This is a genomic window from Streptomyces sp. NPDC046900 (genome assembly GCF_040644975.1).
Lineage (GTDB): Bacteria > Actinomycetota > Actinomycetes > Streptomycetales > Streptomycetaceae > Streptomyces.
Map to the genome: position 1 here is coordinate 90,835 of NZ_JBEYXD010000015.1, position 13,447 is coordinate 104,281.

The 13,447-nt window shown below is 70.9% G+C and carries 8 protein-coding genes and 1 pseudogene; all 9 read left to right on the plus strand.

Annotated elements, in window-relative coordinates:
• The first annotated feature begins 497 nt into the window (after nucleotides 1-497).
• Nucleotides 498-2,047 (plus strand): annotated as a pseudogene (locus ABZ904_RS17750) (alkaline phosphatase D family protein).
• A gap of 352 nt (nucleotides 2,048-2,399) precedes the next feature.
• Entirely contained in the window at nucleotides 2,400-3,899 is a 1,500-nt protein-coding gene (locus tag ABZ904_RS17755) for a bifunctional cytidylyltransferase/SDR family oxidoreductase (protein ID WP_359390988.1), read from the plus strand.
• 216 nt (nucleotides 3,900-4,115) lie between these two features.
• On the plus strand, nucleotides 4,116-6,188 hold the full coding sequence (locus ABZ904_RS17760; protein WP_359391166.1) for a hypothetical protein: 2,073 nt from the start codon (nucleotides 4,116-4,118) through the stop codon (nucleotides 6,186-6,188).
• A gap of 231 nt (nucleotides 6,189-6,419) precedes the next feature.
• Complete coding sequence (locus ABZ904_RS17765; protein WP_359390991.1) at nucleotides 6,420-7,619, plus strand: glycosyltransferase; 1,200 nt, start codon at nucleotides 6,420-6,422, stop codon at nucleotides 7,617-7,619.
• Nucleotides 7,620-7,807: 188 nt separating this feature from the next.
• On the plus strand, nucleotides 7,808-8,935 hold the full coding sequence (proB, locus tag ABZ904_RS17770) for a glutamate 5-kinase (protein ID WP_361824097.1): 1,128 nt from the start codon (nucleotides 7,808-7,810) through the stop codon (nucleotides 8,933-8,935).
• A gap of 155 nt (nucleotides 8,936-9,090) precedes the next feature.
• Nucleotides 9,091-9,570 carry a hypothetical protein gene (locus tag ABZ904_RS17775; RefSeq protein ID WP_359391168.1) on the plus strand — a complete coding sequence of 160 codons (480 nt, stop codon included), beginning with the start codon at nucleotides 9,091-9,093 and terminating at the stop codon, nucleotides 9,568-9,570.
• A 60-nt stretch (nucleotides 9,571-9,630) separates the two neighbouring features.
• Nucleotides 9,631-10,917, plus strand: coding sequence for a glutamate-5-semialdehyde dehydrogenase (locus tag ABZ904_RS17780; RefSeq protein ID WP_359390997.1), 1,287 nt, complete (start codon nucleotides 9,631-9,633; stop codon nucleotides 10,915-10,917).
• Between the two features lie 94 nt (nucleotides 10,918-11,011).
• A complete protein-coding gene (locus ABZ904_RS17785) occupies nucleotides 11,012-11,647 on the plus strand; it encodes a hypothetical protein (protein ID WP_360997669.1) in 636 nt (211 codons plus the stop codon).
• A gap of 110 nt (nucleotides 11,648-11,757) precedes the next feature.
• Entirely contained in the window at nucleotides 11,758-12,825 is a 1,068-nt protein-coding gene (locus ABZ904_RS17790; protein ID WP_360997667.1) for a hypothetical protein, read from the plus strand.
• Nucleotides 12,826-13,447 lie beyond the last annotated feature (622 nt).

Here is a 13,447-nt window from a genome sequence, read left to right on the forward strand (position 1 = left end):
TCCCCCGGCCGTCGGCCTCAGCCCTCGGCTCGGCCCTCCGGCTCCGGCCTCCGCTCCCACCCCCGGGCCCGGTCCCGGCCTTGGGCCGTCGGCCTCAGCCCTCGGCTCGGCCTCCGGTCCCGACCTTGGCTCCGGCCTCGGTCCCCGGCCCCGGTTTGTCCCCCGGCCTCGCCCTCGCCGCCAGGCTGATCACTGCCAACCGGCCTCGGTTCCCGGTCCTGCCCCCGGCTCCGGCCTCGGCGCCGGCCTGGCCCCGGCCTCCGCAGGCAGGCTGATCGCTGCCAACGGGCCCCCGGCCCCCGGCCGTGACCCCGGGCCCGGCCCCCGGCCTTGCCCCGGGCCCCGCCGCCAGGCGGATCACTACCCACCGGCCCCGGTCCCCCCGCTTCTGGTCATGCGTTTGTCATGCTCGTGCTCCATTCCGTTCAGTGGTGGGGTCGCCACGGCGTGTGAGTCTCGTCAGGTCGAAGAGACTCGCGACGCAAGGGAGTTCGGGGATGGAGCGAACAAACTCCACCGATCGACGCCGATTTCTCACCACCGGTGCCGCGGTGCTCGGGGCCACCGCCGCCGCCCAGCTGTGGCTGCCACAGGTCGCGCAGACCATCGAACCTCCGCTGCCCCACGGCGTCTTCAGCCTCGGCGTGGCGTCCGGCGACCCGTTGCCCGACGGCATCGTGCTGTGGACCCGGCTCGCCCCCAAGCCGCTGAGCGGTGGCGGTATGCCCGACCGCGCCGTGACGGTGCAGTGGGAGGTCGCGGAGGACGAGCGGTTCAAGGGCATCGTGCGGCGCGGCACCGCCCGGGCCGTGCCGGGGCTCGCGCACAGCGTCCACGTCGATGTGCGCGGGCTGCGCCCCGACCGCGCGTACTGGTACCGGTTCCGGACCGGCGGGCAGATCTCGCCGGTCGGGCGCACCCGCACGGCTCCCGACCCGCAACGATCCGGGGGGCGGCTGCGTGTCGCGCTGGCCTCCTGCCAGAACTGGCAGCACGGCTACTTCACGCCGTACGCCGACATGCTCCACCAGGACCCGACGTCGTGCTGTTCGTCGGGGACTACATCTACGAGGGCCGGCCCTCGAGCACCGCGGTGCGCCGCCACGAGAGCGCTGACGAACCGTACACCCTTGTCCAGTACCGCAACCGCCATGCCCAGTACCGAACCGACCCGCTCCTGGTCGCCATGCACGCCGCCGCGCCCTGGGTGGTCACCTTCGACGACCACGAGGTCGACAACGATTTCGCGGGCGAGGTCCCGCAGGACCCCGACAAGCAGTCCCACCGGGCGTTCGTGGCCCGGCTGACCGCTGCCTACCAGGCGTACTACGAACACATGCCGGTCCGTACGAGCGCCGTCCCCAACGGGCCGCACATCCAGATGTACCGGCGTCTGGAGTTCGGGCGCCTGGCCCGGCTCAACGTGCTGGACACCCGGCAGTTCCGCACGGACCAGGCGACCAGCCAGAAGGGGGCCCGCAACCCCTCCGCGACCATGCTCGGGGCCCGGCAGAAGCGCTGGCTGCTGGACGGGTTGCACCGGTCGCCGGCCCAGTGGAACCTGATCGCGTCGCAGATCATGATGGCCGAGACAGACCTCCAGGTGGGCCCCGGCAAGCTCTGGTACTACGACGCCTGGGACGGCTACCAGGCGGAACGCAACGCGTTCCTGAAGGAGCTCGCGACGGTCCGCAACCCGGTGGTGCTCTCCGGCGACCGCCATATGACGATGGTCAGCGACCTCAGGCGGGACTTCGCCGACCCGCGCTCCGCCGTGGTCGGTGCCGAGTTCGTCGGCACCTCCGTCTCCAGCGGTGGCGACCCGGACCTGAAGGCCTTCCACCGCGACTGGGACCCGCGGAAGGCGGACAACCCCCACTGGAAGCTGATCGACACCCACCGCGGCTACCACCTGTTCGACATCCGCCACGACGGCATCGACGCCCAGGTGCGGGTGCCGTCGACGGTGCTGCGGCCCCGGTCCGCCTCCCGCACCTTCGCCCGGCTGCGGGTCGAGGCGGGGAAGCCGGGTGTGCGCCGGGTGTGAGGCACCTCTCCGTGGCGCGCAGTCGTACGGCCGGGCGCCACGGGCATCAGGTGCGCACCCCTGTCTCCGTCACCGAGTGCTCAGGCCGTTGCGCCGTCGGTGAGCGCCTCTCGGCCGTCTGCCCTCATCACCGGAACGCAACGCGAGGGAAAGCGGGAGGATAACGCGTGAGAAACGTGTGGAGTTACTCACGGCAAATCCGGACAAGTCGGGCACGACTCGGGTAATCGTCGAGGGTGTCAGGTAAATAGGAGGTTGCGCTTACATATGCATCAGACGGCGCTCACCTTGCACTTCGCTTACCGAAAGTGGGACCATCCGAAGGTTCCCTGAAGCCCGAGGTAGGTCACCTGTGTCTGAGCGCATAGCCAAGCCCCGTACCACCGCAGTGATCCTGGCTGGTGGCACCGGTCAGCGTGTGGGTCTGTCGATTCCGAAGCAGCTGCTGAAGATCGCCGGAAAGGCGGTGATCGAGCACACGCTGACCACCTTCGAGAACGCGGACTCCATCGACGACGTGATCGTGCTGATGGCGCAGGGCTATGTGCCGGACGTGGAGAAGATCGTCGCGAAGGCGGGCTTCACCAAGGTGACGCACATCATCGAGGGCGGCGCCACGCGCAACGAGACCACCGAGCGCGCCATCGCCCTGCTCGGCGAGGGCCTGGCGGCGGGCGAGGACCGCAACGTCCTGTTCCACGACGCCGTGCGCCCTCTGCTGTCGCAGCGCGTCATCGACGACTGCGTCGTGGCCCTGGAGCGCTACCAGGCCGTCGACGTCGCCATCCCGTCCGCGGACACCATCATCGTGACCCGCACGCACGGCGAGGACGGCGAGTTCATCACCGAGATCCCGGACCGCTCCCGGCTGCGCCGCGGTCAGACCCCGCAGGCCTTCAAGCTCTCCACGATCCGCCGGGCCTACGAGATCGCCTCGAGCGACCCCAACTTCCAGGCCACGGACGACTGTTCAGTCGTGCTCAAGTACCTGCCCGACGTGCCGATCCACGTGGTCGCGGGCGACGAGTACAACATGAAGGTCACGCAGCCCGTCGACGTGTTCATCGCCGACAAGCTGTTCCAGCTCGCCTCCACCGCCGCGCCCGCGCAGAACGGCGAGGAGGCCTACCGCGAGCTCCTCGCCGGCAGGACCGTCGTCGTCTTCGGCGGCTCGTACGGCATCGGCCAGGACATCGCCGTGCTCGCCGAGTCCTACGGGGCCACGGTGTACGCGCTGGGCCGCTCCACCACCGGCACGCACGTCGAGAACCCGGAGGAGGTCGACGACGCGCTGTCCAAGGCGTACGCCGAGACCGGGCGCATCGACTACGTCGTCAACACCGCCGGTGTGCTGCGCATCGGCAAGCTCGCCGAGACCGACAACGCGACCATCGAGGAAGCGCTGAAGGTCAACTACCTGGCGCCGGTGCAGATCGCCAGGTCCTCGTACAAGTACCTGGCCGAGACCAAGGGTCAGCTGCTGCTCTACACCTCCAGCAGCTACACCCGCGGCCGCGCCGAGTACAGCCTCTACTCCTCGACCAAGGCCGCCATGGTGAACCTCACCCAGGCCCTGTCCGACGAGTGGGCCGCCGACGGCATCCGCGTCAACTGCATCAACCCGGAGCGCACCGCCACCCCGATGCGCACCAAGGCCTTCGGCCAGGAGCCCTCCGGCACGCTGCTGTCCTCCGAGGCCGTGGCGCGCACCTCGCTCGACGTCCTCGTCTCCGAACTCACCGGCCACGTCATCGATGTGCGCCAGCAGGACCCGACGGCGGACGCGGGCAGGGCGTCCGGTTTCGAGGCGGCCCTGGCAGGTGTCCTTGACCGCGAGGACAGCGCGGCATAAGCGGACTTTCCCTTGTCCTCGGAATTCAGGCCTCTGTGATTGCGCGACGAATGCGCGGGCGCAGGGGCCTGACTCCTTGAAATTCCGGACCCGCCCACCAACCAGTTTCCACAGCTTTTTCAAAGAATTTCCGAAACTTTTCTCCGTACCATCACCGGCACTCCCCTCCAAGAGCAGGTTCCTCCCGTGATTTCCACCGCTATACGCGTTGCCCGGGTGGGCAGTGCGACCGAGCTGGCCGCGGCGGCCCTCATGATGCTGGGCTTCCCCGCGCTGATGCTGGCCGCGCTCCTCCCGAGCGTCGGTGCCTTCGCGGCCGCGGCCGCAGTGACGTACCTGGCGGACCACTATCTGCACCGGCGCGGCAGCTATCTGATCAACCGCCTCGGCAAGGTGCGGGCCGGTCTCTCCATCCGGTTCCTGATCCGGCAGCTGCTGCTGGTCCTGCTCCTGGCCCGGTCCGCCCTCTCCGGTGACCCGGTCTTCTACGCGGCGGTGGCCTGCTTCCTCGCCTTCTACGCCTTCCAGGCCCCGCACGGCGCTCTGGTCACCCTGATCCGCAACCGACGCAGGATGCCGGTCGCCACCCGCAACGTGGACCTCGCCTCGCGGATCCGCATCCCCGACGCGCCGCCGCGCCGGCTGATGGACCGCGCCGCGGAGAAGATGCTCCACCTCGACCTGCCTGCGGTCGTCGGCCTGCTCCTCACGGCGGCCACCCACAAGGCCGTCTACGGCTTCACGGGCGTCGGCCTCACCCTGGTGCCGGCCTTCCTCTACGTGGTCGCGCTCGCCCCGTTCGTCCGCGGCCGGAGGATCCCGCCGAACGCGGAGACGGTGCTCAAGGCCCTCAGAGGCTGGCTGCGCGAGTACCGCCCCGAGACGGTGCTGTACTTCTCGGGCTCCAAGGACTCGGCGTACCAGGTCAACATGTGGCTGGAGACGATGGAGCAGCTGGAGAGCCGGCCGCTGATCATCCTCCGCGAGCGCGTCATCATGCAGAACCTGGCGCCCACCACGGTCCCGGTCGTCTGCGTGCCCGGAGGGGTGCACCTGATGAACATGGACCTGTCCACCGTGCGGGTCACGCTGTACGCGGCGAACGTCGGCAAGAACATCCACATGCTGCGCGTCCCGACCATGAAGCACGTCTTCATCGGCCACGGTGACAGCGACAAGCTCGCCAGCGTCAACCCGTTCAGCAAGGTCTACGACGAGGTGTGGACCGCAGGCCGTGCGGGCCGCGACCGCTACGCCATCGCCGACGTCGGCGTCCGCGACGAGGACATCGTCGAGGTCGGCCGCCCGCAGCTCGCGCCCATCCAGTCCTGGCAGGGCGTGCCCGAGGGGCGCATCCCCACGGTCCTCTACGCGCCCACCTGGGAGGGCTGGGACGACAGCCCGGGCAATACCTCGCTCCTGCTGGCCGGCGAGAACATCGTGAAGAAGCTGATCGCCGCCGACCGGCCCGTCCGCGTCCTCTACAAGCCGCACCCCTTCACCGGCACCCGCAGCGCCAAGGCGGCCGCCGCACACCGGCGGATCACCGCCCTGGTCGAGAAGGCCGCCGCCGAACGTGCCGCCGACCCGCGCTTCCAGGCCGACGCCGCAGCGCAGCGCAAGGCCAAGGAGGAGCTGGTCCGGATCGAGGGGCGGCTGGCCCAGCTGGCCGGCCCCGTCGGCGACAAGAGCGACGAGGCCGAGGCGACCCGCGACGGTCTGGTCGACATGGCCAGGCACGAGGAGGTCGCCCGGCTGCGCGCCGAGTGGAACGACGCCTACTGGCGCTCCTTCGGTGCCGCGGAGCACCGCGTCATCACGGCGGCGCAGCCGCGCCTGTACGACTGCTTCAACGTCTCCGACGCGATGGTCTCCGACATCTCCAGCGTGGTCTCCGACTTCATCGCGAGCGGCAAGCCGTACGCCGTCACCGACTCCGCCGAGCTCGGCGCCGAGGAGTTCAAGCGGCAGAACACGGCGGTGCGCGCGGCAGTGATCCTGTCGAACTCGGCGCGCGAGCTCGACGAGCTCGTGGCCGCCGTCCGGGACCCCGAGGCCGACACGCTGACCGCCGAACGCCAGGAGCTGAGGCGCTATCTGCTCGGCCCGGACGAGCCGACCTCGATCGAGCAGTTCAACAACGCCGTGCGCGATCTGGCGGAGAAGGCGGAGATCCGCAACCGCGGCCAGGAGTCCGTGGCCCAAGCACTGGCCGCCGGGTCGGCGAGCGGGGTGCCGTCCCAGCGCACCACGCCCGCGGACGAGACGAACGACGTGGTCAAGGGCTGAGCCGCAGCACAGACGACACAGACGAAAGGGGCCCGGGCGCCCGAGGAGCAATCCTCGGCGAACCGGGCCCTTTCCTTGCTCTTACCGGGGGCGCCTACCCTGGTTCACTATCTGTTAGTCGTGTGACCTGCGCCACGATACGCTCGGCGGAGGCAACCCTCGTACCTCGTCAGCCCTCTTATGAGTAATCGTTGATGAGATACGGGTAAATCCCGTGACAAGGGGGGAAGCGTGTCCGCTGCGCAGCCTGATGTGACTGTGATCATCGGGGCGTACGAGGCGATGCCGTACCTGGTCGACTGCCTCGAGTCCGTCGAGTCACAGACCCTGGACCCGTCGCGTATCGAGGTGGTCGCCGTCGACGACGGTTCGACGGACGGGACGGGTGACCACCTGGAGGAGTTCGCCAAGCGGGCACCCATGACCGTCAAGGTCATCCACCAGGAGAACTCGGGCGGACCGAGCGGTCCGCGCAACGTCGCCCTCGCCCAGGCCCAGGGGCGCTACGTCTTCTTCCTCGACGCGGACGACCGGCTCGGCACCGAGGCGCTGGAGCGCATGGTCGCCATGGCGGACGAACACAAGACCGACGTCGTGCTCGGCAAGGTCGTCGGCGTCAACCGCACGGCCCCCAAGTCGATGTGGGGCAAGACCCTGCCCCGGACCGACGTCTTCTCCTCGAACATCAAGTTCACGCTGAGCGCGCAGAAGCTCTTCCGGCGTGAGCTGCTCACGCGGCACGGCATGAGCTTCGACGAGTCGCTGAAGACCGGCGAGGACGCACTGTTCACGATGGAGGCCTACCTCCGCGCGGACGGTGTCTCCGTGATCTCCGACTACACCTGCTACTACCTGGTCGGCCGGGACGACGGCAAGCACGTGACCAAGAGCGGCAGCTACACCCTCCGCTTCGACTCGGCCCGCGCCCTGATGAAGCTGATCTCGGAGCAGGTGCCCGCGGGCCCGCGCCGGGACACCCTGATGGTCCGCCCGTTCCTGATCACCCTCCTCCCGCAGTTCGGGCCCGTCTTCCTCAGGGACAGCGAGGAGGTGCGCGCCCACAAGCTGGAGCTCGCCGCACCGATGATGGACGCGTACTGGCACGAGGGCGTCGCCCGGCGGCTCAAGGTCAACGAACGGCTGCGGTTCCACCTGGTGGCGCTGGGCCGCGGGGACCTGCTGGCCGACGTACTGGAGTTCGTCAAGTCCAAGAAGGCGCCCACGGTCTTCATGGACCCGCGAGCCGGCAAGGCCTACCTCGGCTACCCGCACTTCCGCGACCGTGCCGCGGAGCTCCCGGACGACTGGTTCGTGCCGACGACCACCGAGACGGTCACGGTCGAGGCCTTCAAGCCGGTGCCGCCGGCGGTCCACTTCCGCCGGCTGCGCAAGGCGGCCCGGCGGGTGCTGAAGGTGCGACGGATGGCCTGAGGGGGCGTACGCCGGGGGCACGCCCGCGCAGGCGCGCCCCCGGAACAATGCACCTGTTTCTGCCGCGCCTGGAGCGTGAACCACTCGTCGCGGGAGGCCGGTCCGCCTGCTGGACCGGTGCGCGGCACCCGTGCCCCTTCGCGTAGATTGCGGGCGGGAGCCGGAACGTGTGAGGGGAAGCACAGCGGGTGGCAGGGGCAAGGCAGGCCGTGGCGCAGGCCCATCGGATCGTCGTCAAGGTGGGCTCCTCCTCGCTGACCACGGCGACGGGCGGGCTCGACGCCGACCGCGTCGACGCCCTCATCGATGTGCTCGCCAAGCACCGCAGCGGGGGAGAGAGGGAGATCGTCCTCGTCTCCTCCGGTGCCATCGCCGCCGGTCTCGCTCCCCTCGGTCTGCGCCGCCGCCCCCGTGACCTGGCCCGTCAGCAGGCCGCGGCCAGCGTCGGCCAGGGTCTGCTGGTGGCCCGCTACACCGCCTCCTGCGCCCGCCACGGCATCCGGGTCGGACAGGTGCTGCTCACCTCCGACGACACCAGTCGCCGCGTCCACCACCGCAACGCCTCCCGCACCCTCGACAAGCTCCTGGCGATGGGCGCGCTGCCCGTCGTCAACGAGAACGACACGGTGGCCACGGACGAGATCCGCTTCGGCGACAACGACCGCCTCGCCGCGCTTGTCGCCCACCTGGTCCACGCCGATCTGCTGGTGCTGCTGTCGGACGTGGACGGGGTCTACGACGGGGACCCGAGCAGACCCGGCACCTCGCGGATAGCGGAGGTGCGCGGCCCCGAGGACCTCGCGCACGTGGAGATCGGCAGCGCGGGCAAGGCCGGCGTCGGCACCGGCGGCATGGTCACCAAGGTCGAGGCGGCCCGGATCGCGGCCGCCGCCGGCATCCCCGTGGTGCTCACCTCCGCCGTGCACGCCGCCGACGCCCTCGCGGGCCGGGACACCGGCACGTACTTCCACCCCACCGGCAAGCGCTCCGCCGACCGGCTGCTGTGGCTTCAGCACGCCTCCACCCCGCAGGGCTCGCTCACCCTCGACGACGGGGCCGTGCGCGCGGTCGTCGAACGCCGCAAGTCGCTGCTGCCCGCCGGGATCGCGGCCGTCGAGGGCGACTTCGTCGCGGGGGACCCCGTGGAACTGCGCGACAGCGAGGGGCGGGCGGTGGCACGCGGGCTCGTCAACTTCGACGCCAGGGAGATCCCCCGGCTGATCGGCCGCTCGACACGGGAACTGGCGCGCGATCTGGGACCCGCGTACGAACGCGAGGTCGTGCACCGGGACGACCTGGTCGTCCTGCACCCGTAACGGGCCGAAAAGGCCCGAGCGACGGGGTCTTCCGGCGGGGGACGTTCCGTAAAACCGCCCCATGGAGCCGTGCGGCCTGCTCCACTTTGTCTCGGGGATGCGTTTTGGGGACACATTCCGCACGAGTACTGCGTAAGGAGGCCGTCGTGAGACGAGTGCGCCCTGGGGTGGCGGCGTTCCGCGGTCGCGGCACCTCCGGTGGCTCTCATGACGGCGCCGCTTCCCGCGCGACCGGGGAGGAGCGGACCCTGGTCGGTGTCGGGGCCCAGGACGCCTACGAGGAGCCGGGCGACCTGCCCCGGCTGTGGCACGTCACCCTCAGCGTCTCGGGCGAGGAGGCCCCGCTGAAGGAGGTCCGGCGCGCGCTCGAGCAACTCGCCCACGACCACCCGTTCCTGCTGACCAGCCGCTACGCGGGCGACCACGCGGAGATCCGGTACTGGGAGGAGGCCCGGGACCTGCACGACGCCGCCGCGGTCGCCCTGCGCCTGTGGGGCGAGCACCGGCAGAGTGCGGGGCTGCCTCCCTGGGAGATCGTCGGTCTCGAGGTCATCGACCGTGAGACCTACCACCAGCGCGTCGCCGAAGGGTACGGACCGCCACCGGCGACACCGGTCGGTGTTCACCCGTTTTGAGGGTGTCTCGGTGTGTGGGACGAGCCGTGGACGGTACGTCCGGCGCACTACGCTTCCTTCATGACCACGCTCTCGCCGTACGACTCCATGTCCCCGGTCGCCCGGGCGGCCTATCGGGCCCAGGCGGCCGCCGCCGACCTCGCGCCGTTGCCGCGGGCCGAGAAGGACGACGCGCTGCTCGCCGTCGCGGACGCGCTGGAGGTCCGTACGAGCGAGATCGTCGAGGCCAACGCCGAGGACATCGCCAAGGCCCGTGAGGCCGGCACCAGCGAGGCGATCGTCGACCGGCTCACACTCACGCCCGAGCGGATCCGGGCCATCGCCTCCGACGTCCGGGACGTGGCCGCCCTGCCCGACCCGGTCGGCGAGGTCGTGCGCGGCTCGACCCTCCCCAACGGCATCGACCTGCGCCAGGTACGGGTGCCGCTCGGCGTCGTGGGGATCATCTACGAGGCCCGGCCGAACGTGACCGTGGACGCCGCCGCGCTGTGCCTGAAGTCCGGGAACGCGGTCCTGCTGCGCGGCTCCTCCTCCGCGTACGAGTCGAACACCGCCCTGGTACGGGTCCTGCGTGACGCCGTGGGCGGCGCCGGGCTGCCCGCCGACGCGGTCCAGCTCGTCCCCGGCGAGGGCCGTGAGTCGGTGCGCGAACTGATGCGCGCCCGCGGTCTGGTCGACGTGCTCATCCCGCGTGGCGGCGCGTCCCTGATCCGGACGGTCGTGGAGGAGTCCACGGTCCCGGTGATCGAGACCGGCACCGGCAACTGCCATGTCTACGTCGACGCCCGGGCCGACATCGACATGGCGATCGACATCCTGATCAACTCCAAGGCCCAGCGGGTGAGCGTGTGCAACTCCGCCGAGACGCTCCTCGTCCACCAGGACATCGCGGCCCAGTTCCTGCCGCGCGCCCTGGACGCCCTCGCGGACGCCGGGGTCACCGTGCACGCCGACGAGCGGGTGATGGCCTACGCCAAGGACTCCCGGGCGACGGTGGTGGAGGCCACGCCCGAGGACTGGGACACCGAGTACCTCTCGTACGACATCGCCGCCGCGGTCGTGGACTCCCTGGACCGGGCCGTGCAGCACATCCGGCTGTGGAGCTCCGGCCACACCGAGGCGATCGTGACCACCTCGCAGCAGGCCGCTCGTCGTTTCACCCAGTTGGTCGATTCGACCACGGTCGCCGTGAACGCCTCGACGCGCTTCACGGACGGCGGGCAGTTCGGCTTCGGCGCGGAGATCGGCATCTCCACCCAGAAGCTGCACGCGCGGGGACCGATGGGCCTGCCCGAGCTGACCAGCACCAAGTACATCGTCACCGGCGACGGGCACGTACGGCGCTGAGCGGGCGCTCAGTCCTGCGTCGGCCGGCGTTCCCTGACACCCACCTGTGAACGCGTCTCAGCAGGCGGATGAATTTCCTTACCGTCTGCCCAAATTGCCCCCCCAGGTCTACTCTGGAGCCGTGCCGGAGGACGTGGGGGGCACGCCGTTCGACGACGGCCGGGAGCCCGACGACGACCGCGACCGCGGAGGTATGGACGAAGAGTTCGCCTCCGTGGTCTTCGACGAGGCCTTCGTACGGTCGGCCGCGGTCCACGAGCTCACGGCCGTGGAGAGACTCCTCGCCGCCGCCCAGGCCCGCGCCGAGGCCCAGGAGGCCGAGGCACGTCGGACGCACGCCCGCGGCGCTCGCGGCGACGACGAGCGCCATGAGGACGGCTTCGGCCCCGACGACGGCTTCGGCCACGGCCCGGATCTGGACGACCTGGACGACGCGGAGATCCTCGAGGGCCGCCACGGCGCGCTGGGGCTGTACGGCAGGCGATACGGCAAGGGTGCGCGCTGGCATCGCCCGGTCGCCTGGATGCTCGCCCTCGTGATGGGCATAGGCATGGTCGCCCTGGCCTTCACCGCGGTGTACCGGGGCGCGTCCTCGGGCCGCCAGGAGCAGATCCCGCCCCCTGCCACCACCGGTGTGAAGCAGGGCCAGGAGTCGAGCGCCGCCACGGCTCCCTCGGCCTCCGTGGACCCCTCGCCCCCGGCGTTCTCGGCGGTTCCCCGGACGCCCTGACGCCCCGGACAACGGTGTTCGACTTTCGTTCGAAAACCTGGTGAGAACCTGTCAGAACTTGTCGTGTACCAGGGCGTTTACCTGAGCTCCCGGAGACCTACTCTGAAGATATGGGCGGGCCTGGAGACCCACCTGAGGGGACACCCGAGGGCGCTCCCGGTGGTGGAGAGGACGAGTACCGATCCGTCGTGTTCGACGAATCGTTTGTGCGGGCTGCCCGCCTCCAGGAGTACTCGGCGCGGGAGCGGATGGCCGACCACGCCCCGGCCGTACGGCGCCGCCCGGCGCTGCACCGGGGCCTGTCCCGGCAGGCGCTGCTCCTCGTCCTGCTGATAGCCGTCGCCTTCGGCACCGCCGTCTACATGGGTGTACGCCACCCTTACCCGGCCCCCAGGGTGCAGGCCGCCGAGCCGCTGCACATGACGGTCATCCCGCTCGCCCCCCAGTCCGCCGTCCCCGGCTCCCCCGACGCGGAGAGGCTCTTCGCGCACAGCCCCGCCGCCCAGTTCCGCGTCGGCGCCGAGGGCATCACCCTTCCCGCCGCCCGGCGCACCGCGCACTTCTCCGAGAGCCAGGTCGTGGCCGCGCTCACCACCGCGAAGGACTACCTCGTCGAGTCCTCGCTCGACCCCGCCGTCCTCACCGGTGGCGCCGTGCGCTCCGTCCGGGTCCTGCTCGACCCCCAGCAGCTCGACCAGTTCGACCAGAGTTTCGTCCACCCGGCGACGGACGGGCGGCACGCGGCCACCGGCTGGCTGATCCGCTTCGACCCGACCCATGCCCAGCTGGCGGGACGCAACATCCGCGTCCAGGGCACCATGCAGGCAGCGGAGATCAACTCCGACACGATCGAGGTCAGCGCCGACCACACCCTGGTGTACGCGCTGAAGCCCACCGGCGGTGACGCGAAGGCTCGGGCCTCGCTGTTCACCGTGCGGCGCGAGATGACCTTCCGCTTCGACCGCGACGACCTCCGTATGCACCAGGCGGTGCTGGTGGTCTCCTACGTCCAGGCCGGTCCGCTCGCCTGCGCCCAGGACGCCGCCGACCACCTCCAGCCGCTGCTCGCGGGCCAGACGGCCAAGGGGGGCGGCCCGCCCGGCACCAACCCCTACGCGACAGGCAGCGCCACGGCCCTGTGCGGCACCCTGGCGACGAGCGCACAGCCGAAGGTCTAGCGGAGGGCACGGCCTGGGCTTCGGGGCCGCAGGGGCCCCTGGGGGACCCCCCGTAAGCCATGCCAGTCCGGCGGGCCCGGCGCACCCGTTGCACGACCCGTGGCGGCCCGGACAGGGCTTGTGCGCGACGGAGCGTCGCTGTCAGGGATCTCCTGCCCTGGGCCGAGGCTTCCTGGCTCCCGACGGGGCCGGGGGGTGCCCGTGCGGGGCCGCGGGGCGAGCCCGAAGAGGTCGAGGCGGACCGGGCACGAGGGCTTGTGCGCGGGCGGGAGCGTCGCCGTCAGGGGCTTCTTGGCCTGAGCCGTGGCTCCTCGCCTCGGGCGGGGCCACCGGGGCGGTTGCCCTGGCAGGGCCACGGGGTGAGTCCGCCGGGGTCGAGGCGGCGGGGAAGGGCTGTACGTGGGCGGGAGGGTCGCTGGCAGGGGTTCTTGCCTGGCCCCTGGCCCTGGACAGGCCAGGGGATCAGCCCGGTGGGGCGAAGCGGCTCGGCAGGGCATGTGGACGGGCGGGAGCGTCGCTGCCAGGCGGTTCTTGCCTGGCCCCTGGCCCTGGACAGGCCAGGGGATCAGCCCGGTGGGGCGAAGCGGCTCGGCAGGGCATGTGGACGGGCGGGAGCGTCGCA

Coding starts and splice junctions, on each gene's coding strand:
- ABZ904_RS17790 (WP_360997667.1), top strand. CDS start 11,758: ATGGGCGGGCCTGGAGACCCACCTGAGGGGACACCCGAGGGCGCTCCC.
- ABZ904_RS17780 (WP_359390997.1), top strand. CDS start 9,631: ATGACCACGCTCTCGCCGTACGACTCCATGTCCCCGGTCGCCCGGGCG.